Genomic DNA, 22810 nt, shown 5'->3' with positions numbered 1-22810 from the left:
TGGAAACAGGGATTGGAGAAGAAGACATCTTTACATTAGTGTTGCCTTATATTAAAACGGCACGCGAAGGGGTAGAGCGTCTTGGACACTTCCTTGAAACGGCCGGAACTTATGAGTCAAATGGGATTGCGATTTCTGATGTGAATGAAATTTGGTGGTTAGAATCGATTGGTGGACATCACTGGATGGCTCGCCGTGTACCTGATGATGCGTATGTCGTAAATCCAAATCAACTCGGCAGTGACTTCTTTGATTTTGACGATAAAGAAAACTACATGTGCGACCCTGATTTGAAAGACTTTATGATTCGTTACCACTTGAATTTAAACTTTGACGGTGAATCGTTCAATCCACGTTATGCATTCGGTTCCCAACGCGACAAAGACCGCTTATATAACACGCCTCGTGCTTGGGATATTCAACGCATGTTTAATCCAGAAGTGGAACAATCTCCAACGAGCTTTGAAATTCCATGGGCACGCGTTCCGTACCGCAAGATTACAGTCGAAGATGTGAAAGAATCGATGAGCACGCATTTCCAATTCACACCGTATGACCCTTATGGAAATCAAGGCGATGGTAAGAGCAATCGTCGTTTCCGTACAGTTGGGATTAATCGTACGAGTCAAACGGCTATCCTACAAATTCGTCCAAATCGTCCGCATGATACAACAGGAATTCAGTGGGTATCGTATGGGTCAATGCCATTTACAACGGCTGTACCATTCTTTACACAAGTGGACACAACGCCTGCGTATTTTGCCAATACAACAGCGAAGGTTTCAACGGATTCCTTCTACTGGTCAAGTCGCTTAATTGCAGGGCTTGCAGATGCGCACTATTTGGAACATCTTGCTGATATTGAAAGTTATCAAAAGAATACTTTATCTCGTGGAGAAGCCATGATTGCACAAGTCGATGCCAAACTTGAAAAAGGGGAAGCAATCGACTTCGAAGCGGAAAATCAACAAATGAGTGACTTCATCGAAGAAAAGACAGCTGCATTGCTCGATAAGGTATTGCTTCGTGCTAGTAATTTAATGGTCAATCATTATTCAGTAAGCGACTAATCAGCGATTCGGTTTAGGAGGTTAAAAAATGGAAGAAAAAAATGAAAAGCAACTGAGTTGGCTGATGATATCCCTGATTGCATTTAACTTTGTGTGGGGACTTGGGAATGTTGTGAACAATTTCGCCCAACAAGGGATTGTCGTTATTACATCGTGGCTCATTATTTTAGTAATTTACTTTATCCCATATTCATTAATGATTGGACAACTCGGTTCGACGTTTGAAGATAGTGAAGGGGGAGTCAGTGATTGGATTAAACATACGTCTACCAAGAAACTAGCGTATTTTGCCGCATGGACATTTTGGGTGGTTCAGATTCCTTATTTAGCGCAAAAACCACAGACGATTCTTATTGCACTCGGATGGGTATTCCAAGGGCACTCAGGAATTATCGATGAACTGCCAATTCCACTACTGGTAACAGTCTGTTTAGCCTTTTTCTTAGCCGTCCTTTATATTTCAACAAAGGGAATTCGCGCGTTGAAATTCTTAGGAACGATTGCGGGAACCGCGATGTTTGTGATGTCAATTCTGTTTATCCTATTAGCAGTCGGGGTTCCACTCATTAAACCTGATTTACAACTAGCAACAGCGAATATGGATAAGATCGAAACGTATATTCCTAAGTTTGATTTTTCATACTTCACAACGATTGCGCTTCTTGTTTTCTCGGTCGGAGGAGCAGAGTGTATGTCACCTTATGTGCATAAACTCAAGAATCCAGCCAAAGAATTTCCAAAAGGGATGATTGCGATGGCTGTGATGGTTGGAATCTGTGCGGTCTTTGGATCTTTTGCGATGGGGATGATTTTTGATAGCAACAATATCCCGCAAGACTTGATGCGAAATGGTGCTTATCAAGCATTTGCCGTACTTGGAAAACACTGGAATATTGGGAATGTGCTCGTTACGATTTACGCATTAACGCAATTTATCGGGCAAACCGCGACGTTGGCATTATCGATTGATGCACCACTTCAAATCTTCCTTGGTAGTGCCGATGAAGAATATGTTCCTCGCTGGCTTCGTGCACGCACAAAGAACGGTACGTTGAGAAATGGATACTTGCTTACAGGGATTTTGACAGGGGCTCTAATTGTCATGCCAGCTCTAGGACTTAAGGAAATCGATACGGTTGTGGTTTGGATGACAAACTTGAATGCCATTGTTTCTCCGATGTGCTTCTTGTGGGTATTTGTCGCCTTTATGTTTTTATACCGTCATTGGGACAGATTTAAAGGGGCCGAATATAAATACATTAGCAATAAGACACTTGGGTTCTTAATGGGACTATGGGGATTTGCCTTCACTGCCTTTGCATGTATTCTCGGAATGGTACCACAAATGGATTATGCGCAAAACCCATCTGAATGGTGGTTTGTCTTAATTTCAAATATCATTATGCCATTTGCGCTTCTTGGACTCGGACTCGTCCTTCCATGGATTGCACGAAGAGAACAAAAACAACAAGCATAAATAAATAATAGTATTGTCGAAGCCTTCTTCCGTGCGAAGAGGGCTTTTTTCATAAGAGGATTAAGGGAGTCAAACTGACAAAATGACCGAAAAAATGGTATAGTAAATAAGATAAGTTTACTAGAAATGAGAGGTAACCCCCATGAAATTATTAACCATTGCAGTCCCATGCTATAACTCTCAAGAATATATGCATTATTGTCTTCAAACGCTCCTTGCCGGTGGTAAAGAGGTTGAAATTTTAATTATTAATGATGGTTCTAAAGACAACACTGCTCGCATTGCTGACCAATATGCCGCAGCTTATCCAACGATTATCCGTGCCATCCATCAAGAAAATAAAGGGCATGGTGGAGCCGTGAATACGGGGATGGCCAACGCAACAGGCAAGTACTTCAAAGTCGTCGATAGTGATGACTGGGTGGATGTGCGTGCATACTTAAAAATCCTAGAACAATTACAACGCTTCGAGGAAACAGGTGAAGAAGTAGATGTGTTCATTACGAACTTCGTCTATGAAAAAGAAGGCGCGAAAACGAAAAAAATCATGCGCTATACTTCCGCATTTCCTGAAAATCAAGTGTTCACTTGGGATGATGCCAAGTCGCTTCGTCGTGGAAAATACATGATGATGCACTCACTCATTTACAATATGAACTTACTTCGTAAATCAGGCCTTCAGTTGCCAGAGCATACTTTCTACGTGGATAATTTGTTTGTCTTCGTACCGCTTCAATATAGCAAGTCTTTATACTATATGAACGTGGACTTCTACCGTTACTTTATCGGTCGTGAAGATCAATCCGTGAACGAGAAAGTCATGATTAGCCGTATCGACCAACAAATTCGCGTGAATGAATTATTGATGGCGAATTACCATAGTGATTGGCAATTCCCAACCGTCTTGAAGAACTACTTATTAAACCATTTAGAGATTACAACGGTGATTTCTTGTGCGCTGCTCAATAAGGGCGGACTACCAGAGCATCAAGAGAAGAAAAAAGCCTTGCTTGCGGATTTAAAAGAAGCCAATCCAGAAGTCTTCCATCTGATTAGTAAAAATGCGTTAAGTAAAATCACGATGGCGAGCAATAAACCTGTACAAGTACTGTCAAACGGACTTTACACAATCACACAACGATTCATTGGGTTTAACTAAATAGAGTTTCGAACTGCCAGGCATGAAGTGCACCCTAAAAGTTAGATTTTCTGTCTAACTTACATAAGCCGGTGGATATTTATTGCAAATCAGACTGAAAGTTCCAAATTCTCTATTTATTTTATTGACATTTTCTATAAAAATAGGTAAATTAGTTTTATTATCAAGATATACTATACTATATAGGGGGTATTGAAATGAAATTTTCTAATCGTTTACTGCTATTCCTTACAGGAGTTGTTTTTGTCTTTTTAGGACTTTTGCTATTTACAAACCCAGTAGCTAATCTTGTTGCTTACAGCTGGTGGATTGCATTTGGTTTACTGGTTTCTTCTATAGCAGCTATTTTAGGCTATTTCTCTGCACCAAAAGAGCTTCGCTCACCTGTTTATCTTTTCCAAGGGTTTGTTAATCTTCTCTTATCTCTTTACCTCGTGGCTTATGGCTTTGTGACCCTGCCGGTCGTCATTCCGACCATTGTAGGAATTTGGTTAATTGTAGAAGCCATTATTGCTTTCTTTAAAGGCAATCGTCTAGGATTGATTTTCCCTATTATTGGTAGCAATATCACGTGGGTAGCCTTGCTTGCATTTTTACTAGGTCTAGTGATTCTGTTCAATCCAGTGGCTACAGGTGTCTTTGTCGTTTATGTCATTGCCTTTTCATTTTTAGTTACTGGCTTCACCTACATTATTGAGGTCTTTCGTAAATAGTCTAGTTGCTATTTCTATCGCATTCAAAAAAGCTGGGAAATCATATTCTCAGCTTTTTCGTCTCTTTAATTATTACTTTTTCGCATTCCATTCTGCGTAGAATTGCTCCAAGTATTCTTCCAAAAAGTGATGGCATAGTGCTCTAGCATTCGATAAGTTGCAATAATAACCGGTCGAGAACGGGGCATCGACTCAATCATACCGAAAATAAAAGAGCGAATGTTATCTGCAAAAAGAAAGCTTAGATTCTTTGCGATTTCAACAAAAAAAGCACTGTTTGTTCTGACCACAAAAGTTAAACAAATAATTTAAGTGAAGGATTTAGTTCTGTATTGCACAGGACTAAGTCCTTTTAGTTTTACCTTAATTCGTTTGTTGTTGTAGTAATCAATGTAGTCAACAATAGCTTGTTCCAATTGGTTAAGTGCCTTAAATGTTTTCTCATCTATGTCAGTCATCATGATGACCAAATTCACGCGCGCTATCCTTTCTTGCTCTACATCATTGCTCTTGCGACATTCATCAATATCATTACAGCGATATCTAATATCATTCGTATCCGGAAATTTCATTCTCCAGAGCTCAAATCTAGTAAAAATATCAGTTTTGCTTCCTCTCTCTTTTCTATCTTTTTCTTGCAAACCATGATGATGAAAGAGTATGGAAGTGCCGATATTCCTCAAAAAATTGCTTTTATGAATATCACTTTGGGAAGTGTCGTTTTCTGCGTACTCGTCATTATTGGCGCCTATATGATTGTAAAATCAAGAAAAGCAAAGCGAAATTTATAAAGTGTGAAAAGGAGTGAAAACTTTCTTTTTTCTAATTAAAATAGCGGAACAATTAGAATTGGAAGATCCGTTTACAGGAAAATATAAATAGGTGCTCGTCGCAGGCCACACGAGCGCCTTGAGGCGTCGCTCTGAGATCAGAGCTATGCCCGAAATTGAAAAGCCACCCACTAAGCCACTGGATATTTATTATGGGAGAAATTATCATATATGATAATTTCGCAAAGTGTGCTTCATCGATTTGGTTCGCCTTGAGGGTCCATGGTATAATGAATAAGATAAAATAAGAAATGGGGAAACCACATGAAACCATTTGATTACATCGTTGTGGGTGCTGGATTATTCGGTGCGACCTTTGCGCATGAAGCAGCGACACGCGGTTATAAAGTAAAAGTGATTGAGAAGAGAAATCATATTGCGGGGAATATTTATACAAAAGAAGTGGAAGGCATTCAAGTGCACGAATACGGTGCGCATATTTTCCACACGAGCGACAAGAAGATTTGGGATTACGTGCATCAGTTTGCGACATTTAATCGCTATACCAATACTCCAGTTGCCAACTTCAACGGAGAAATCTACAACTTGCCCTTTAACATGAATACTTTCAATAAATTATGGGGTGTGGTGACGCCACAAGAAGCCGAAGCGAAAATTGCTGAACAGCGTGCGGTACTCGGGGACAAAGAGCCTGAAAACTTAGAAGAGCAGGCGATTTCTCTTGTTGGGGAAGATATTTACTACAAGCTCATCAAGGGCTATACGGAGAAACAATGGGGACGTTCGGCTACAGAATTACCAGCATTTATCATTCGCCGCTTGCCGGTTCGTTACACTTACGATAACAACTATTTTAACGATACGTACCAAGGGATTCCGATTGGTGGCTATACGAAGATGATTGAAGCCATGCTGGACCATGAGAATATCGAAGTCGAGTTGAATGTTGATTTCTTTGCGAAAAAAGATGAGTACTTGAATAGTGGTGCCAAAATCGTCTTCACGGGAATGATTGATGAGTTCTTCGATTATGAACTAGGCACATTAGAATACCGTTCGCTCCGTTTTGAAACAGAAGTCGTGGACGTGGAGAACTATCAAGGAAATGCGGTAGTAAACTATACAGACCGCGAAACGCCATACACTCGTATCATCGAGCATAAGCATTTCGAGTTTGGCACGCAGCCCAAAACGGTGATTACGCGTGAGTATCCTGCCGATTGGAAAGTGGGAGACGAGCCTTATTATCCAGTGAATAATAAAGTCAACAACGACTTGTACGCGCAGTATAAGAAATTAGCGCAGACGGTTCCGCAAGTGATCTTCGGGGGACGCCTTGGGCAGTATCGTTATTACGATATGCATCAAGTTATCGCTGCTGCACTAGAAACCGTGAAACATGAATTTGAATAAATGCAAAAACGCCCTATTTGGTTAGATTCAAATAGGGTGTTATTTATGATGGATTCCTTCGAATCATAGCGGATTTTATCATAACTACAATAATGGGGTACCGGTTCGAGCCTGTAGTCTCTCACCTTTAAAGCTTCAAAAAGGACGTAAGGAATAAATCCCTACGCCCTTTAATTCATCTTTAATACGATTCCCCATTATTGTGGCTATGAAATCCGCAAGATTCTTCGGAATCCATACACAATCAATCAAACCAAAAATGTTTTAGCTTGTTCATCAAATTAAGCATTCACTGTATCTAATTCTTCGCCGATAGCTTCTAAGCGAGCTACAACTTCTTCAAGAGACAAGTTGTGCTCTTTCACGTAGCGGTTGCGTGGGTGAACACGACATTCATGGCTGCAACCACGTAAGTATTTGTCTTCGTTCTCTTCTGAAGCTAAGATACGACGGTTACATTCTGGGTTTCCACAGTTTACGTAACGTTCGCAAGGTGTACCATCGAACCAGTCTTTCCCAATTACTACTGGGTCTACGTGGTTGATGTCAACAGCGATACGTTCGTCAAATACGTACATTTTTCCATCCCATAATTCGCCTTGAACTTCTGGGTCTTTTCCGTAAGTTGCGATACCACCGTGTAATTGACCGACATCTTTGTAGCCTTCACGAACCATCCAGCCAGAGAATTTCTCACAGCGAACGCCACCGGTACAGTAAACAACGACACGTTTGTCCATGAATTTCTCTTTATTATCGCGAACCCATTGTGGTAATTCACGGAAGTTGCGAATGTCAGGACGGATGGCACCGCGGAAGTGACCTAAGTCGTACTCGTAGTCGTTACGAGTGTCTAGTACAACAGTGTTTTCGTCAAGTAAGGCTTCTTTAAACTCTTGTGGAGAAAGGTAAGCCCCTGTTGTTTCAAGTGGGTTAATATCGTTATCGAAGTCGTTATCTTCTAAACCAAGGTGTACGATTTCTTTTTTGTAACGAACGAACATCTTCTTGAAGGCTTGCTCGTTTTCTTCGTCGATTTTAAACCATAAGTCTTCCATCCCTGGAAGAGAGTGAACATAGTCCATATATTTTTGAGTTGTTTCGTAATCACCAGATACCGTTCCGTTAATTCCTTCGTCAGCGACAAGGATACGTCCTTTTAATCCGATTGATTTGCAGAATGCTAAATGATCTGCAGCGAATTGTTCCGCATTTTCGATTGGAACATATTTATAGTAAAGTAAAACACGAATGTCTTTTGCCATATTGTAAATCTTTCATCCTTTTCTAATTTGTAATGATTCTATTGTAACTGTATTGAGAATGATTATCAATGAATTCGATTGTGAAAAAGTTCGAAAGGTATTGACATGACGGTATTTTACGGTATAATTCAGATATAACGTTAAATTTATCAGATTGGAGGAGAAATCAATGAACAACTTAAACGTAAAACAAGTACAAGATTTGAGAAACCTTCCAATTTTGGTGAATGAAGTATAGCGCATTTTTATAGATAAGTTTAAGTGAGCCGTTACTTTTTCCATGCGTGGGGAAGGTGACGGCTTTTTTGATGGAGGAAAACGATGAACGATTTATTAAAAGTCATTATTAATTTTATAAAGAAACATCCGATGCGCTACCTTGTTAGTTTTATTTTGATGATCGGAAGTAGTATTGCGGCGGTGTACCCAGCGCGTATTATCGGACAGGTAGTCGATAAAATTGTGGCAAGTGAACTGAATGCCGAGTGGCTTGGGACACAGCTTGTGGTTTTAGTCGGGATTATTCTTGTGGCCTATATTACGGAGAGTATTTGGACGTACTATATCTTTATTGGACATTATGAAATTCAAAAAGAACTGCGCGTGAAGTTACTGCGGAATAACTTAAGAAAGAAAATTCCGTTTTATGCGCATTTTAGAACGGGCGATATTATTACGCGCAGCAGTGAAGATGTAATGACCATTGGCGATATGATGGGGTTCGGAATGTTTGCGTTGATGAACTCTACATTGTTGGGGAGTGTATCGATTTATATGATGGTCACAACGATTTCGTTGCCACTGACCATTGCGGCGATTTTACCATTGCCAATTCTTTCGTATCTTGTGTATAAATGGGGATTTGATCTTGAAGAAGAGTACAATAAGGCGCAAAATGCAGTCTCTCAACTGAATAATGAAGTGTTGGAGATGATTGACGGTACTTATGTCATTCGTGCGTATGGGCAAGAAGATGCGATGATGGATGAGTTTCGTGCGAAAACGGAAAAAGCCATGAAACAAAATATTATCGTGTCGGAAATTGAATCGCGCTTTATGCCATTGGCGCAATTATTTATGATGATTAGCTTTACTATCGCGCTTCTTTACGGTGGATACTTAGTATCGACTGGAACCATTCTAGTGGGGGATGTGATTGCCTTCCAAGTTTATATGGGGGCGATTATGTGGCCGATGTTTATGATTGGTGACATTATTACGAACTATAAACGCGGGAAAGTGGCAACGGAACGTATCAATGAAGTGTTGCAGCATGATGATGAAATTGAACGTGCTGGAATAAAAGTGCTTGAGACGATTGAATCGATTCAGTTTATCGACTTTAACTTTACGTATCCAAGGGAAACGACTCCATTATTAAAAGAGATTAATCTTACGCTAAATAAAGGCGAGACACTTGGAATCGTTGGAAAAACAGGCTCTGGGAAGACGACGCTATTGATGCAACTACTACATCAATTTCCATACAAAGGCGAGAAGCTTCTCATTAACGGAGAGCCACTAATTGATTACGAACCTCAATCGGTAGCAGGGCATCTAGCCTATGTGCCACAAGAACACACGCTCTTTTCACGCACGATTCGCGAGAATATGTTATTCGGGAAAGAGGATGCAACCGATGAGGAAATCTGGGAAGCATTGACGTTGGCGTCCTTTGATGGAGACGTGAAACGCATGCCGCAGCAGCTCGATACGATGGTCGGGGAAAAAGGAGTATCGCTTAGTGGTGGGCAAAAACAACGGCTATCGATTGCGCGTGCCTTCTTACGTAACCGTGAATGTTTGATTTTAGATGATGCGTTATCTGCAGTGGATGCAAAAACAGAACGCGAAATTATTGCGCACTTGCAAGAAGAGCGTGGCGGTTGTATGAATATTATTTCTGCCCATCGACTCTCTGCGATTCGTCATGCCGATGAGATTATCGTGATGAATGAAGGGCGTATTAGTGAGCGCGGCACCCACGAGGAGTTACTCGCACAACGTGGTTGGTACTATGAACAGTACCTCATTCAAGAGATAGAGGAGGAAGTCGAATGAAAACGATGAAGCGATTATTAAGCTACCTCCGCTATGAGAAAAAAGGAGTTCTGATTGGACTCGTCTGCCTCTTACTCTCAACGGGTGCAACTTTAACAGGGCCGCTCGTTGCTAAATACACTATCGATAATGTGATTACGCCGATGGGACAATCTGGTGTCTTCAATGTAGGAAGCTTGCTCCTATGGGTGGGCATTTACGTGGCAGTGAACTTAGTCGGAGCAGCTGGGGGCTATTTAAACCGTTTATATATGAAGACTCTCTCGAATCGCGTGGCTAAACGCATTCGTGACGAAGTGTTCGAGCATGTACAAACCTTGCCAGTATCGTATTTTGATCATTTACCTGCTGGGAAAGTCGTATCTAGAATTACGAGTGATACGGAATCCGTACGTGCAAACTTCTACGTGAATGGGATTTCCACACTGCTTAGTACCGTCGTGATGCTTGTTGGTGTGTACGTAACGATTTTCTTATTAAATGCAACGCTGGGACTCGTATTATTATTCCTAGTTCCGGTGATGATGCTATGGCAGAGAACCGTTGCCGTGATGCAGAAAAAATACTATTCTGAGAATCGTGAACTGTACAGTCAATTGAGTGGACAGTTAAATGAAAGTATTCAAGGTGCTGGTATCGTTCAAGCCTTCCAACAAGAAGACAAGATTGTTGCAGAATATGAGGCGACGGCTACGTCTTGGGTAGAGGTTGGTCGTAAGGAATTAATTCTTGATTCGTACTTCTCATGGAGTCTAGTGGGCTTACTTCGAAACTTTACGCTTTTTGGAATTGTCTATTATTTTGGAATGCAATTTATCGGAGGAACACTAGGAATTTCAGCAGGACTCCTATATGCCTTCATTGATTATGTCAACCGTATTTATGAGCCGATTCAAACCTTTATGAATGTCGTTTCTGGTTTCCAACAATCCATGGCTGCTGGTGACCGAGTATTTGAATTAATGGATACGCCAAGTGAAGAATCAGGAGAAGAGCTCTTCACATTTGATGAAGGACGAATTGAATTCAAGGATGTGAGCTTCGAGTATACGCCAGGAGTACCGGTGTTGAAGCACTTGAATTTCACGGTAGAGCCTGGGCAGACAGTGGCGTTTGTCGGTCATACCGGTTCAGGGAAATCATCCATTATGAACTTGCTCTTTCGATTCTATGACCCAACGAGTGGAGCTATCTTGATTGATGGCAAAAACACGCGTGAGTTTAATAGACGTAGTGTTCGAAGCGAGATGGGGATTGTGCTGCAAGATCCGTATTTATTTACGGGAACGATTGCTTCAAATGTCGGGCTCAATAATGAATCGATTCAACCTGAGACGATTAAAGATGCGCTTGTTAAAGTGGGTGGAGGTCATTTACTCACGAAGAGTGACAAGGGCTTGGACTACGAGGTAAAAGAAAAAGGAATGGATTTCTCTTCAGGGGAACGCCAACTCATTTCATTTGCTCGTGCGATTGTCTTTGACCCGAAAATCTTGATTTTAGATGAAGCGACTTCGCATATTGATACTGAGACGGAAGAGATTATTCAAAACGCGATTAATGTCGTAAAAGAAGGGCGTACAACCTTTATGATTGCGCACCGTCTGTCAACGATTGCTCATGCTGACCAAATCTTTGTGTTGGATAAAGGAGAAATTGTAGAACGCGGAACGCATGATGAATTACTTCAACTGCAAGGGCAATATGCCGAAATGGTGGCTCTTCAAAAAGGCTAATCCCATAGACTCTGTTTCTTTTGAAACTGGGTCTTTTTTGATGCGTGCGGTAAACAGAATTTTTATTGTTTTTCAAGGGAGTTCATGGTGCATAAAGCCGCCTAGTTTGTTACAATGTGTAGGAAACAGATTGGGGAGAGAGTTATGATTACAAAAGAAGCTATTGAACGCGCTACGGCACATCGCCGTCATTTACATATGTATCCAGAAGTATCCGGAACGGAAATCGAAACGACTCGCTATATCCGCGAAGCCATAGAAGCGATGGGACTTACATGCTGGGATTTACAGTCTAAGACAGGAGTCGTCGCAGAAATCGGAAACGACAATGGGCCAACATTAGCTTTACGTGCCGACATCGATGCCTTGCCGATTGTGGAACAAACAGGATTAGACTACGCTTCAAAAAATGAAGGAGCGATGCATGCGTGTGGACATGATTTCCATACAGCAAGCCTACTTGGAGCCGTTCAAGTGTTGAAGGCACAAGAAGACAAATTACAAGGAAAAGTTCGTTTTATTTTCCAACCGGCCGAAGAAAGTAACCAAGGAGCACGCGCATTGATTGCAGAAGGCGTGCTTGACGGAGTCGATGCCATTATTGGTTTCCATAACAAACCAGAACTTCCAGTTGGAACGATTGGAGTGAAGGAAGGACCACTGATGGCAGCAGTCGGTCAGTTCAAAGCCGAAATTACAGGAGTAGGAACGCATGCGGCAGCACCACACAATGGGAACGACCCAATCGTGACGGCTTGCCAAGTGATTGCGAACGCTCAAGCCATCGTTGCTCGTCATACGTCTCCACTAGAACCAGTGGTATTAAGCGTATCGCATATCGAAGCAGGAAATACATGGAATGTGATTCCAGAGAAAGTATTTTTTGAAGGAACGATTCGTACGTTTAATAAAGAAGTCGAACGCAAAATGACCGAGCAGTTCGAGAAGATGATTGTCCAAACTGCAGATATTTACGGACAAAAAGGAAGTATTGAATGGATTTTAACGCCACCAGTCGTGCATAATGATGCTTCTGTTGCAAAAGTCGTTAAAAGTGTGACGGAGAAATTTGCGACAGTGGTGACACCGGAAGTGACTTTAGGAGCGGAAGATTTCGCCAATTATATGGAACACGTTCCAGGATGTTTCGTCTTTATTGGAACAGGATGTCCACGCGAATGGCATCACCCAGCGTTCTTAGTGGATGATGCAGCATTACCGTTTGCCATTCAGTATTTTGTCGATAACACGAATGCTCTTCTAGAAGTACTTTCACAGAAAGGAAACGCGTAATATGAAAACAATGGTGGTGATTAGCCATCCAACGATTCAAACTTCATCGAGCCAACAGTTTTTCCTCGCAACCTTAAAAGGGGAAGAGGCAGTAACGGTTCGTCATTTAGATGAAGTATGGAGTGAAGCGAAACCGCATTTCACAAAATCGGATGAAGAAAAAGCTTTGGCAGATTCTAGTGCCAAACGCCTGATTCTTCAATTCCCGATGTATTGGTATCAAGCACCTTCTGTCATGAAGGAATGGATCGATACGGTGATGAGTAAGAGTGCGCTTTTTGCAAAACAAATTAAGGAACTCGGAATCGTTGTGACACTCGGGGTGAAAGAAGAAGCCTTCCGTGCAGGAGGAAAAGAGCAGTTTACGATTTCGGAACTCTTGCGCCCATTTCAAGCCTTAGCGAATGCGATGAGGTGGACCTATTTACCGATTTTCGAAGTGCATCAGTTTGATTATAAGACTGAAGAGGCAAAACAAGCGTTACTCGTGGAGTATTTACAATATGTAACGAAAGAGAACCACGGAACATTACAAGATACGGAAGAGTGGTTTATCCAGCGTGCGCAAGCGATGGAGGGTGTACACTGGGAACAGATTGCGGAGTGGATCAAAGAAAACCAGGACGAAAGACTGGAACTCGAGATGCATCTAAGTCATTGGGAGGAGAGTCAATATGGAGATTATTGAGAAAATCAGGCTACTCGATGCGTGGATTATTGAATCAAAAGAGTATAAAGAACGCGCATTGCTTGTGGCTGCAAAAAATCTTCTTTTAGAACAAGCAAAACGAATTGAACAAGCACATGGTGAGTTGGATGGGCGTATGTGGAGTCCTGAAAACTGGGCCAAATAAGGAGAATGAGATTGAAAAAAGATTATTTAGGACTGCGACTCGTGTTACTCGTCATCGCCTGTTTCTTGATTGGACTTGGCGCGAAGATGGCGGGATCTAGTACATTAGGAGCGGACGTTGTCGTTCTTGTGTGGGAAGGGTTAAATCGCACATTTGGTGTAGATATGGGAACAAGTAATATTATCGTTTCCCTTGTATTTCTTGCCATTACGCTAAGTATCAACTGGAGATATATTGGATTTGGAACAGTTGTAGGGATGTTCTTACAAAGCTTCTTTATTGAACTGTTCGATTTTAGAGCTCTTGCCGAAATGGATATAACCGTAAAAGTAGTGGCCATGGTTGTAGGGATTGCCTTAATTGCTATGGGGTGTGCAGTGTATGCTTTAGCAGAACTTGGAGTTGGGCCGTATATTGCCGCAACGCTAGCTTTACATGAAAAATTCAAAACATCCATCCCTAAAAATAAGTTTTTCATCGATGCAAGCTGTGTCATCACCGCTGCCATTTTGGGACAATGGCCAACGATTGGACCTGTAGTGTCATTATTAATTAGCGGAATTATCATGGACCAAACAATGGTGATTTTGAAGAAATTTTTACCAATTAAATAAAATAGACAAAATGAAACCTATCTACAAGAGAAATCCTTTAGTAGATAGGTTTTTTAGCGCTTTATTGAAAAATGAAATTTGTTACCGTTTCCAAAGAGAGCAAAATAGTACAAGTCAAAAGCAAAATAGTTATTGTGAAAGCGGTTTTTTCGTTGTAAACTAAAAGTGTCTTAAAAAGTAATTGAAAACTAGGGGGAGACAACATGAAAAAGAAAGTATTACTATCAAGCGCAGCATTATTAGCAGCTGTATCTTTAGCAGCTTGCGGAAATAATAGCAACAGCACTAGTAAGACAGATTCAACTACTCAACAAGGAGGAGCTGCTAAAGAGAAAGTTACTCTTAAATTAGCTGCCTTAGAAAGTGGTTACGGCGCAGAAATGTGGCCAGCAATCATCAAAGCTTATGAAGAGGCAAATCCAAACGTTAAAGTGGAATTGACTCAAGATAAGGAAATCGAAGATAAAATTACGCCTCAAATGAAAGCTGGCGATTACCCAGATATCGTAATGTTAGCTTTAGGACGTAAAAAAGCTTTACCAGAAACATTAATTAAAGAAAAAGCTTTAGCTGACTTAACTGGCTTATTCGATATGAAAGTTTACGGCGAAGACAAAAAAGTTTCTGAAAAATTATTAAACAACGTATTAGGAACAACAGTAACTGACCCTTACGGAGACGGAAAACACTACTTAGCACCAATGTTCTACGCTCCAACAGGATTATTCTACAACGAAGCGTTATTCAAATCTAAAGGTTGGGAAGTTCCAAAAGATATGCCTGGTATGAAAGAATTAGCTGAAAAAGCTAAGAAAGATGGCATTTCATTATTCACTTATCCAGTATCTGGATACTTAGATAGCTTCTTCCCAGCATTATTAGCAAACGCTGGAGGCGTTGATTTATTCAACAAAGCAATGAAATATGACACAGGAGCATTCACTTCTGAAGGCGCAACTAAAGCTTTTGAAGCATTAGGAACATTCTTACAAAACGTTGAACCTTCAACAGTAGCAAACGCAAACCCACAAAGCTTCACTAAGAACCAACAATTAATCTTAGACAACAAAGCTTTATTCATGCCAAACGGTACTTGGGTAGTTGGGGAAATGGCTAAAGCACCTCGTGCAGAAGGATTCAAATGGTCTATGACAGCTGCACCAGCAATCGAAAAAGGTGGCAAACGTTATGTTTACTCATTCTTCGAACACATCTGGGTTCCAAAAGAATCTAAGAACCAAGAAGCAGCTAAAGAATTCTTATCATTCTTATACTCTGACAAAGCAGCAGAAATCTTTGCTAAATACAACGCAGCTCAACCAATTAAAGGTGTAACAGCTAAGTTACCTGATGAATTGAAATCATTATACAAAGTTGTAGATGAAGTTGATGGCGTAATCAATGGTAACTTCGTAGCTACTAAACCTGTTGAAGGCGTAAGCATGAAAGACACATTATATGGTCAAATCGACTCTGTAGCATCTGGTCAAAAAACAGTTGCTGAATGGCAAAAATCTGTAGAAGAAGTTAGCCAAAAACTAAAAGCAGCAGTTGAATAATTCAAATAGAATGAATTAAATAAGAGTGGGATGCGAAGCAATTTTCAAGGATGAAAATTCCTTCCGCCCACTCTCATTTTATCTAAAAATGGTTGAAAGAGGGCAGAACGATGAAAAATCGTAGAAAAAGAGAGAAAAATTTATTTATTCTCGTGTGTCTATTACCTGCACTAATTTTATTCTTTACGTTTTTAATTTACCCAACGATTCAAGTATTCCGCATGTCCATGTTCAAATGGGGCGGATTCTCAAACAATCAACAATTTGTTGGATTGGATAACTTTAAAATCTTATGGCAAGATGAAAATTTCTTTAGAACGATTCAGAACACAATCTTACTAATCGTAGTGGTAACACTCTTTACAGTAGTATTGGCAGTTCTTTTCGCGGCAATCCTTTCAACAGAAAAGATTCGCGGAAACAACTTCTTCAGAATTATTTTCTACATCCCTAATATTTTATCAATCGTAGTTATTGCAGGTATTTTCTCAGCAATTTATGATCCAAAAGCTGGACTTTTAAATGCTGTATTACCAGAAGCATGGAATAAATTATGGCTGGGTGATCAAAGTATTGTTATTTACTCACTTGCATTTGCATTAATTTGGCAAGCGATTGGGTACTACATGGTTATGTATATGGCAGGGATGGCGAATATTCCAGCAAGCTTGTATGAAGCAGCTGACCTTGATGGAGCTGGAAAAATCGGTAAATTCTTTAACGTTACATTACCATTGATTTGGAATAGTATTCGTACAACATTAACATTCTTCATTATCAGTACGATTAACTTAAGTTTCTTACTTGTACAAATCTTGACAGACGGTGGACCAGACGGATCTACGGAAGTGTTCTTAAGCTACATGTTCAAACAAGCTTATACAAACTCTTCATACGGATACGGTATGGCAATCGGTGTAGTTATCTTTATATTCTCATTCGGATTATCAGGTATCGTAAGTCATATTACGAAACGCGATATTCTTGAATACTAGGAGGGGAGATCATGAAAGGAAATACTCGTTCATTCGAAAAGCTGTATAAAGCTTTTATATACGTAGCGCTGATTACATTAGCGATTAGTATTATTGTACCAGTGGGCTGGGTCTTCTTAGCTTCTGTTAAAGAGAATAGAGAGTTCTACGGATCTCCATGGACAATGCCGGAAGGATTCTACATCCAAAACTTTGTGGATGCTTGGAATAAAGCAAAAATGGGTGACTACATGTTGAACTCAGTGATTGTTACAGCACTAGCGTTAACAATCTTAGTAGTTGTAGCCATTCCTTCTTCATACGTATTAGCACGTTACAAATTCCCAGGAAGTCGTTTCATTAACTCTTTACTAAAAGGTGGATTATTCATCAACGTAAACTATATCGTTGTACCAATCTTCTTAATGTTACTGGACTGGGATAAAGGACTAAAAGGATTCGGCATTAACGGATTCTTCCTTAACAACATTTTCGTCTTAGCAGTTGTGTATGCAGCGACGTCATTACCATTTACGATTTATCTATTATCAAACTTCTTCAAGACATTACCAACAACGTTCGAAGAAGCAGCATCTATCGACGGTGCAGGATATTTCACAACAATGATCCGCGTCATGACACCAATGGCAAGACCGAGTATTATCACAGTAATCTTATTCAACTTCCTCTCATTCTGGAATGAATACATTATCGCTCTTACATTAATGCCAGGTAAAAACCAAACTTTACCAGTAGGGTTGAAAAACTTAATTCAAGCGCAACGTGGGGCAGCTGAATACGGACAATTATACGCAGGGATGGTATTAGTAATGTTACCAACATTAATTCTATACATTCTTGTTCAAAATAAACTAACACAAGGGATGACACTAGGCGGCTCTAAAGAGTAATCGTCATCGCAGGAGGAAAGAAAATGGGTAAAACAAAAGGGCGTTTAACCCTACCAAGTGAATCGAATTTCCTTGAACAGACTAAAGAATTGCTCGACCGTTGGGGTGCAGATGCAATTCGTGATAGCGATGGAACGAAACTCGATGAAGCAACCAAACAATTAGATGCAAAAATCTATACAACCTACTTTGTAGCACGTAACCATAATGATTTCATCAAAGATCATATGGAAGAGTGCCAACAAATTTTCGTCATGTCAAAATTCTGGTTAGCAACAGAAGATACTTTAACGATTCCATTTATGGAAGGCTACTTCGAAGACCAAGTGCAACCAGACTACGTACATGATCCAAAAAGATATTGGGAAGTCATCGACCGTACGACTGGAGAAGTGGTTCCAGTAGAGAGATGGACTGTCCATGAAGAAAACAACACGATTACTATTGAAGGCACTCGTCCTTTCCATGAGTATACAGTGTCGTTTCTAGTGTATGCGATTTGGGATCCAACTCAAATGTACAATCATATTACGAATAACTGGGGCGATGTTCCTCACGATATTCCATTTGATGTACGTGGACCTCATTCAAATCAATTCATGCACTCTTATTTAAAACAATGGTTAAAAGACAATCCGGATACTGATGTGGTTCGTTTTACAACGTTCTTCTATCACTTCACATTAATTTTCAACAACTTAGGAAAAGAAAAATTTGTGGACTGGTTCGGATATGGTGCCAGCGTTTCAGTCGCTGCACTTGAAGCTTTTGCTAAGGAAAAAGGCTATCGCTTAAGAGCAGAAGACATCGTGGATGAGGGGTACTATAACTCAACATTCCGCACACCAAGTAAAGCGTACTTAGACTATATCGACTTCATTCAAGCATTCGTTGCTAGAGAAGCTAAGAAATTAGTCGACGAAGTACACGAAGCTGGTAAAGAAGCCATGATGTTCTTAGGAGATAACTGGATTGGTACAGAACCATACGGACCATACTTCGAACAAATCGGATTAGATGCAGTGGTGGGTTCTGTCGGTGGCGGAGCAACACTTCGTATGATTTCAGATATTCCGCACGTAAAATATACAGAAGGAAGATTCTTACCATACTTCTTCCCAGATGTATTCCGTGAAGGAAATGATCCTACGATTGAGGCTAATAAAAACTGGTTATCAGCAAGACGTGCCATCATGCGTAACCCTGTAGACCGTATCGGATACGGCGGTTATTTAAGTCTTGCTTACCAATTCCCTAAATTTGTGGATTACATCGAGCATGTAACAGATGAATTTAGAGAAATCTACGATATCGTAAAACATACAAAACCATACACTGGTTTGAAAGTTGCCATCTTAAACGCGTGGGGACGCTTAAGAACTTGGCAAGCGCACATGGTAGCTCATGAACTTCCATACAAACAAATCTATTCTTACCTAGGAATTATGGAAGCCTTAAGTGGTGCTAGTGTGGACGTAAGCTTTATCAGCTTTGACGATATCATTAACGATGGAGTTCCAGAAGGTGTCGATGTCATCATCAACGCGGGGGATGCCGGTACTTCATTTAGCGGTGGAGAGGTTTGGAAGAATGAAACGCTTATTACACGTATTCGTGAATTCGTGTATAACGGCGGCGGATTTGTCGGAGTTGGGGAACCAACAGCCGTTCATCATCAAGGAAGATTCTTCCAACTTGGAGATATTTTGGGTGTTGAAAGAGAAATGGGATATAGCCTTTCAACAGATAAATACTTTACAAAAGAATTGAAAGAACACTTTATTATCGAAGATATTGAAGATGTTCATAAGATTGACTTTGGGGAAAATATTAAAAACGTGTATGGCTTAACGAGTGCAACAGAAGTACTTGAATTTAGCAATCCGAAAGTAAGCGCAGGTGGCGTCGAAGAAGGAATCGTTCTTCCAGCCAATGCCGAAGGAAAAGAATTCGGGGAAATTCACCTTGCAGCCAACCCTTACGGAAAAGGTCGTGGGGTTTACATTGCAGGACTTCCATACACACCAGAAAATACAAGATTATTAATGCGTGCGTTATTCTACGCAGCGAATAAAGAAAGTGAATTAACAAAATGGTATGCAAGCAATCCATTAGTGGAAGTACATGCTTATCCTGAAAAAGGAGTGTATGCAATCGTGAATAATACGAACGAATTGCAATCAACACTCGTTTATGATGGAGCAGGTGTATCAAGAACTGTGGAACTTGAGCCAAGCGAAATTAGATGGGAGAAGATATCATGAATCCTAAAGTGAAAATTTGGATCCGCGTCGTATTGATGTTGGTATTCTTATATGTAGTTATTTTGGGGCATCAGATGATTGGCAAAGAAGGCGTTGCAACAATGCTTGTTGGCTTAGCTGGATTACTTCTCTTGCTATGGGATTACAATCGTCCGTACTCTAAATCGATGAAGCGTTAATAAAACTTAACTAGGAACAGGGGCTTGTTTACCAACAAGCCCCTGTTCCTGTTTGCATGGGCACAATATTTAAAAATAAATAATGCAAACCAAAGGTTTGTGATTACTGCGAAGATTTGTGAGTTCGTTTTATAGTAGCTGTAATGAGGTACCGGCTCGAGCCTGGAGTCTCTCGCCTTCAAAGTTCAAAACAGGAGTAAGGAATAAATTCCTAACTCCTGTTAATTCACCTTTGATCCTAATTCCCATTACTGCTACTATAAGAACCCGACAAGTCTTCTTCGTAATCACTGTGCTATTTTTTAATATTGTGTTATGCAAAGGAAAAGGGAGGGTAGGAGTGGATAGAGGGATTTGGTGCAGACGAGTCTTTTCGTATCACAGAGCATCTTTAAATGTTGTGTTCTGCGAGGAAAGAGAGTGAGGAGAAATTGGTGAAATTTCTTATAGGAATTTGGTTTATTAAAAGATGAAAATATCGTATAATAGAAAAGAAATTGAAAGGAATGGGGGATAATATGAAAGGATTGTTTATCACGATGGAAGGTCCTGATGGCGCTGGGAAAACAACGGTCATCAACCAACTGATTCCTTTGTTACAAAAACACGCGCTCGTGGATATTGTTTCAACAAGAGAACCTGGTGGAAGCCGCATCGCTGAAGATATTCGAAAAGTCATTCTGGATGTGAACAATACAGAAATGGACGAGAGAACAGAAGCGATTTTATATGCAGCGGGTCGTCGCCAGCATTTAAAAGATCGTATCTTACCAAATTTAGAAAAAGGGAATATTGTTTTTTGTGATCGTTTTGTCGATAGCTCGTTGGTGTATCAAGGAGTTGCTCGTGGGATTGGGGTAGAAGAAGTTGCACAGTTAAATCATTTTGCAACAGATGGCTTAGAACCAAGCACGACGCTTTACTTAGATGTGCCGGCTGAAGTTGGATTGGAACGTATTCATAAAGCAAGAGGGAACCGTCAGTTTGACCGCTTAGACCAAGAAGGGTTAAGCTTCCATACGATGGTTCGCAATGGATATTTAGAATTAGTAGAAAAATATCCAGAAAGAATTGTATCGATTGATGCGACAAAATCCATTGAAGAAGTAGTGGAAGAGTGCTTCCGCGTTTTAGTGGAACGTTACCCAAAATATTTTACAAAATAGGAGAATGAAATCATGAAATTATTAATTGCGATTGTACAAGATAAAGATGCACATTTATTAGGAGATGAGTTTGCACAAGCAAATATTCGCGCAACTCGTTTATCAACAACAGGTGGATTCTTACGTGCAGGAAACACTACTTTCATCATCGGGATTGAAGAAGAACGTGTACAAGAAGCGTTAGATATCATTAAAGAAAACTGCCAATCACGTGAACAAATGACTGTGCCACCAGTGCATATCGACAGCATGCTTGATAGCGCGCTAACAACTCCAGTTCCAGTTCGTGTAGGTGGAGCTACAGTATTCGTATTACCTGTAGACTCATTCTTCCGTTTCTAAGATGGAAAAGATGCAAGAAGCGTTTATTCGTGCCATCGATAATGGTCATCTGAGCCATGCCTATTTGTTTGAAGGAGCAAAGGGAATTGGGAAAGCGGAGATGGCCAAGGAAATCGCAAAGATGCTTAACTGCACGAAGCGAAAAAAAGGCGAGCCTGCATGCGGAGAGTGTGAACACTGCACAAGAATTGAGCATGGGAACTTCCCGGATTATATTGTGGTAGAACCTGAAGGTACAACGGTGAAGGTGGACCAAATTCGTACGTTGAAATCGCAGTTGACAAAAACAGCGATGGAGTCGAGTGCGATTGTTTGTGTAATTCACGCAGTCGATACGTTGACACAAGGCGCTGCGAATAGCTTATTGAAGTTTTTAGAAGAACCAACGGGAAATATCCATTTCATTCTTCTAACAGAGCAACTCAGCAAGGTTCTGATTACGATTCAATCACGTTGTCAGATTATTCGTTTCCAATCGAATGCAGGAGAAAATATTGTTGCAACGCTGAAAGAACGCGGCGTACTGAATGCGACAGCGCAGCTACTTTCTCAATTGACGAGTAATATTGACCAGGCAGTAGAGATGCTCGAGAGTGAAAGTTTTGGACAGATTCGTCAAGAAAGCTGGAATTGGTTTGTCCGCGTATTTACGAATCGTGCGATGGCCTTTGTGACGATTCAGTCCCAAGTGATGCCACTCTTAGCGACAAAAGCTGATAGTGAGCTGTTTTTAACGCTATTACAAATTTATATCCGTGATGCTTTGCTGGTTGCACGAGGAGTCGAAGGAGCCATTATTCAAAGCGATAAACTTGCAACGATGAAGAGTTTTGCAAATCATCTCACCGTGAGTGAATGGATTAAAGAACATGAAAAAATGACCAACGCCATTGCCAAAGTAGGAGCCAACGTTGGAGTGCAAGCAGTATTAGAACAATGGGTATTAAAAATCCCAAAATAAGATAGGAG

General features: G+C 40.6%; 20 protein-coding genes and 1 pseudogene. 19 read left to right on the top strand and 2 right to left on the bottom strand.

All coding sequences use genetic code 11. The features are described from left to right. From O3798_RS06135 to O3798_RS06120, 4 genes are all read left to right on the top strand, one after another. Positions 1 to 1070: C69 family dipeptidase (locus O3798_RS06135; RefSeq protein ID WP_371463943.1), on the top strand; the 1070-nt coding region annotated here is incomplete at its 5' end. A 28-nt stretch (positions 1071 to 1098) separates the two neighbouring features. After that, on the top strand, positions 1099 to 2547 hold the full coding sequence (locus O3798_RS06130; RefSeq protein ID WP_371463942.1) for an APC family permease: 1449 nt from the start codon (positions 1099 to 1101) through the stop codon (positions 2545 to 2547). A 142-nt stretch (positions 2548 to 2689) separates the two neighbouring features. Further along, positions 2690 to 3706, top strand: a complete 1017-nt coding sequence (locus tag O3798_RS06125) for a glycosyltransferase family 2 protein (protein ID WP_371463941.1) — start codon at positions 2690 to 2692, stop codon at positions 3704 to 3706. A 197-nt stretch (positions 3707 to 3903) separates the two neighbouring features. Next, a complete protein-coding gene (locus O3798_RS06120; RefSeq protein ID WP_371463940.1) occupies positions 3904 to 4419 on the top strand; it encodes an HdeD family acid-resistance protein in 516 nt (171 codons plus the stop codon). A 308-nt stretch (positions 4420 to 4727) separates the two neighbouring features. Here the strand turns inward: O3798_RS06120 and O3798_RS06115 are convergent. Further along, positions 4728 to 4862, bottom strand: a pseudogene (locus O3798_RS06115) (IS3 family transposase); the annotation flags it as partial. A 651-nt stretch (positions 4863 to 5513) separates the two neighbouring features. On the opposite strand from O3798_RS06115, the gene glf reads away from it, so the two are divergent. Beyond that, positions 5514 to 6623 (top strand): UDP-galactopyranose mutase, encoded by a 1110-nt coding sequence (glf, locus tag O3798_RS06110; RefSeq protein ID WP_070438626.1) that lies wholly within the window; start codon positions 5514 to 5516, stop codon positions 6621 to 6623. Positions 6624 to 6904: 281 nt separating this feature from the next. Here glf and O3798_RS06105 read toward each other — a convergent pair whose 3' ends face one another. Further along, positions 6905 to 7888, bottom strand: a complete 984-nt coding sequence (locus O3798_RS06105; RefSeq protein WP_371463939.1) for a rhodanese-related sulfurtransferase — start codon at positions 7886 to 7888, stop codon at positions 6905 to 6907. Positions 7889 to 8209: 321 nt separating this feature from the next. On the opposite strand from O3798_RS06105, the gene tetA(60) reads away from it, so the two are divergent. The 14 genes from tetA(60) to holB all read left to right on the top strand — a co-directional run bounded on the left by tetA(60) (position 8210) and on the right by holB (position 22802). Further along, entirely contained in the window at positions 8210 to 9949 is a 1740-nt protein-coding gene (gene tetA(60), locus O3798_RS06100; protein WP_371463938.1) for a tetracycline efflux ABC transporter Tet(60) subunit A, read from the top strand. After that, positions 9946 to 11685, top strand: a complete 1740-nt coding sequence (tetB(60), locus tag O3798_RS06095; protein ID WP_371463937.1) for a tetracycline efflux ABC transporter Tet(60) subunit B — start codon at positions 9946 to 9948, stop codon at positions 11683 to 11685. Before tetA(60) ends, tetB(60) begins: the two co-directional genes overlap by 4 nt. Before the next feature lie 144 nt (positions 11686 to 11829). Beyond that, positions 11830 to 12978 carry an amidohydrolase gene (locus tag O3798_RS06090; protein WP_371463936.1) on the top strand — a complete coding sequence of 383 codons (1149 nt, stop codon included), beginning with the start codon at positions 11830 to 11832 and terminating at the stop codon, positions 12976 to 12978. A 1-nt stretch (position 12979) separates the two neighbouring features. Continuing rightward, positions 12980 to 13666, top strand: a complete 687-nt coding sequence (locus O3798_RS06085; RefSeq protein ID WP_371463935.1) for an NAD(P)H-dependent oxidoreductase — start codon at positions 12980 to 12982, stop codon at positions 13664 to 13666. Beyond that, positions 13653 to 13832, top strand: a complete 180-nt coding sequence (locus tag O3798_RS06080) for a hypothetical protein (RefSeq protein WP_048711182.1) — start codon at positions 13653 to 13655, stop codon at positions 13830 to 13832. The genes O3798_RS06085 and O3798_RS06080 overlap by 14 nt, the downstream gene beginning before the upstream one ends. Before the next feature lie 11 nt (positions 13833 to 13843). After that, on the top strand, positions 13844 to 14446 hold the full coding sequence (locus O3798_RS06075; RefSeq protein WP_371463934.1) for a YitT family protein: 603 nt from the start codon (positions 13844 to 13846) through the stop codon (positions 14444 to 14446). A gap of 203 nt (positions 14447 to 14649) precedes the next feature. Further along, positions 14650 to 16005: a carbohydrate ABC transporter substrate-binding protein gene (locus O3798_RS06070; protein WP_371446659.1), complete on the top strand. Its 1356-nt coding sequence runs from the start codon at positions 14650 to 14652 to the stop codon at positions 16003 to 16005. Positions 16006 to 16115: 110 nt separating this feature from the next. Beyond that, positions 16116 to 17000 (top strand): carbohydrate ABC transporter permease, encoded by an 885-nt coding sequence (locus O3798_RS06065; RefSeq protein WP_371463933.1) that lies wholly within the window; start codon positions 16116 to 16118, stop codon positions 16998 to 17000. A gap of 11 nt (positions 17001 to 17011) precedes the next feature. Beyond that, positions 17012 to 17890: a carbohydrate ABC transporter permease gene (locus tag O3798_RS06060; protein WP_048712180.1), complete on the top strand. Its 879-nt coding sequence runs from the start codon at positions 17012 to 17014 to the stop codon at positions 17888 to 17890. Positions 17891 to 17913: 23 nt separating this feature from the next. After that, complete coding sequence (gnpA, locus tag O3798_RS06055) at positions 17914 to 20154, top strand: 1,3-beta-galactosyl-N-acetylhexosamine phosphorylase (protein WP_371463932.1); 2241 nt, start codon at positions 17914 to 17916, stop codon at positions 20152 to 20154. Continuing rightward, positions 20151 to 20333 carry a hypothetical protein gene (locus O3798_RS06050; protein ID WP_065422385.1) on the top strand — a complete coding sequence of 61 codons (183 nt, stop codon included), beginning with the start codon at positions 20151 to 20153 and terminating at the stop codon, positions 20331 to 20333. Before gnpA ends, O3798_RS06050 begins: the two co-directional genes overlap by 4 nt. Positions 20334 to 20851: 518 nt before the next feature. Further along, positions 20852 to 21499 (top strand): dTMP kinase, encoded by a 648-nt coding sequence (tmk, locus tag O3798_RS06045; protein ID WP_048781779.1) that lies wholly within the window; start codon positions 20852 to 20854, stop codon positions 21497 to 21499. A gap of 12 nt (positions 21500 to 21511) precedes the next feature. Further along, positions 21512 to 21841, top strand: coding sequence for a cyclic-di-AMP receptor (locus tag O3798_RS06040; protein ID WP_048713579.1), 330 nt, complete (start codon positions 21512 to 21514; stop codon positions 21839 to 21841). Positions 21842 to 21851: 10 nt separating this feature from the next. Further along, positions 21852 to 22802: a DNA polymerase III subunit delta' gene (gene holB / locus O3798_RS06035; protein ID WP_371463931.1), complete on the top strand. Its 951-nt coding sequence runs from the start codon at positions 21852 to 21854 to the stop codon at positions 22800 to 22802. The last annotated feature ends 8 nt before the right edge of the window (positions 22803 to 22810 follow it).

This window comes from Granulicatella sp. 20925_1_45, assembly GCF_041433555.1.
Classification (GTDB): domain Bacteria; phylum Bacillota; class Bacilli; order Lactobacillales; family Aerococcaceae; genus Granulicatella.
Note: the sequence above shows the minus strand (reverse complement) of the source record. Positions and strands in the feature narration are given on the sequence as shown.